Raw genomic sequence first — 2,115 nt, forward strand, 5'->3', positions numbered from 1 at the left:
TAGTAAAGGCTTATAGCCGCAGAGAAAACCACGCCTTTTAAGCGTGGTTTTTATTTGCGTTTAGCACACAGTTGTTGACACTGCTAAAAAGGTGTTGTATAGTATTAGCAGGCAAAATATTAGAGTGCTAATGAAGGAGTGGTATTATGGCTAAGAAAAAACAGTTTAAAGCGGAGTCAAAACGTTTATTGGATTTGATGATCAATTCCATTTATACACACAAGGAAATCTTCTTACGTGAACTTGTATCGAATGCGAGTGATGCGATTGATAAATATTATTATGAAAGTCAAGGTCATGCGGATGCAAGTCAATTTGAGATTCGTATTGAACCAAATAAGGAAGCTCGTACTTTAACAATTTCGGACACTGGTATTGGTATGTCAAAGGAAGAATTAGAGGAAAACTTGGGTACAATTGCGAAGAGTGGTTCTTTGGCTTTTAAAGAGGAAATGAAGAAAAAAGAAGAAAACAACGATGAAGATGTAGATATCATTGGTCAATTTGGTGTTGGATTCTATTCTGCATTTATGGTCGCAAAAGATGTTCGTGTTATTACGAAAAAAGCAGGTAGTGATGAAGCTTATGAATGGGTAAGTGCTGGTGAAGATGGTTATGAAATCACATCTTGTACAAAGGAAACAAATGGTACAACAATCATTTTAACTTTAAAAGAAGATACAGATGAAGAAAAATATTCTCAATATTTAGAGACATATGAGTTAAAAGAATTGATTAAGAAATATTCAGACTATATTCGTTATCCAATCAAGATGAATGTAGAAACTCAGAAGATGAAAGAGGGTACTGAGGAAAGTGAAAAGCCTGAATATGAAACAGTGGTTGAAGATCAGACTTTAAACTCAATGGTTCCTTTATGGAAACGTCAAAAATCGAAGATTACAGATGAAGAATACAATCAATTCTACAAGGATCATTTCTATGATTATCAAGATCCTCAAAAAGTGATTCATTTTAGTGTTGAGGGAAATACTAGCTTTATAGCCTTACTTTATATTCCATCACACTTACCTCAAGGATTCTATTCACAAGACTATAAGAAAGGTCTTCAACTCTATTGTAGAGGCGTATTCATTATGGATCATGCCGAAGAATTATTGCCAGATTCATTGCGTTTTGTGAAAGGTCTAGTGGATTCTCAAGATTTATCTTTAAATATTTCTCGTGAAATGCTTCAACATGATCATCAATTAAAATTGATTGCGGGTCGTATTGAAAAGAAAGTATTGAATGAACTTGGAAATATGCTTGCCAAAGATCGTGAAGCATATGAAAAATTCTTTGAAGAATTTGGTGTAAACTTGAAGTTTGGTGTCTACAACAATTATGGTATGGATAAAGAAAAATTCCAAGATTTATTGTTGTTCTACTCTTCAAGAGAAAAGAAATATGTTACTTTAAGTGAATATGTTTCTCGTATGAAAGAGGATCAAAAAGACATTTACTTTGTATCTGGTAAAGATGTTGAATTGATTGACAAGATGCCAGTTGTTCAAACATTGAAGAATAAAGAATTTGAAGTTCTTTACTTAACAGATGAAGTGGATGAATTTGTAATGCAGACATTGATGAACTACAAAGAAAAGACGTTCAGAAATGCGGCTCAAGGAGATTTAGATTTAGATACTGAGGAAGAAAAGGAAGCTTTAAATAAATCAAAAGAAGAAAATAAAGATTTATTGACATTCATGAAAGAAGCTTTAGGCGATGAGGTTGCTGAAGTGAAATTGTCAAATAAATTAACAGAGGATCCAGTATGCTTAACGGCTGGCGAAGGTATTTCTTTTGAGATGGAAAAGGTTTTCGCAAATATGCCTAACCAAAGTCCAATGCCTATGAAGGCTACGCGTATTTTGGAAATCAATCCAAATCATCCAATCTTTGAAACATTGAAGACTTTATACGCTTCTGATAAAGATAAAGTTAAAGAAGTGACTGAAGTATTATATGATCAGGCTTGTTTAATTGAAGGCTTCGCAATCAAAGATCCAATCGCATATTCAAAGAAGATCTGTGAATTGTTAGTGAAATAATTCTAGGGCGCTGTAACGGATAAAGAAGTTTCAGCTTAATAAAAAAGGACCGAATATTCAA

1 protein-coding gene is annotated in these 2,115 nt (G+C 33.3%); it reads left to right on the forward strand.

The window, feature by feature from the left end; translation table 11 throughout:
* Positions 1-146: 146 nt before the first annotated feature.
* Entirely contained in the window at positions 147-2,054 is a 1,908-nt protein-coding gene (gene htpG, locus KTQ83_RS11635) for a molecular chaperone HtpG (protein WP_217256922.1), read from the forward strand.
* Positions 2,055-2,115: the final 61 nt, after the last annotated feature.

The organism is Holdemanella porci (genome assembly GCF_019052655.1).
In the GTDB taxonomy this organism is placed as follows: Bacteria; Bacillota_I; Bacilli_A; order Erysipelotrichales; family Erysipelotrichaceae; genus Holdemanella; species Holdemanella hominis.

What these genes read in the sequence shown, in the direction of transcription:
- htpG (WP_217256922.1), top strand. Translation starts at nt 147, where the DNA reads ATGGCTAAGAAAAAACAGTTTAAAGCGGAGTCAAAACGTTTATTGGAT.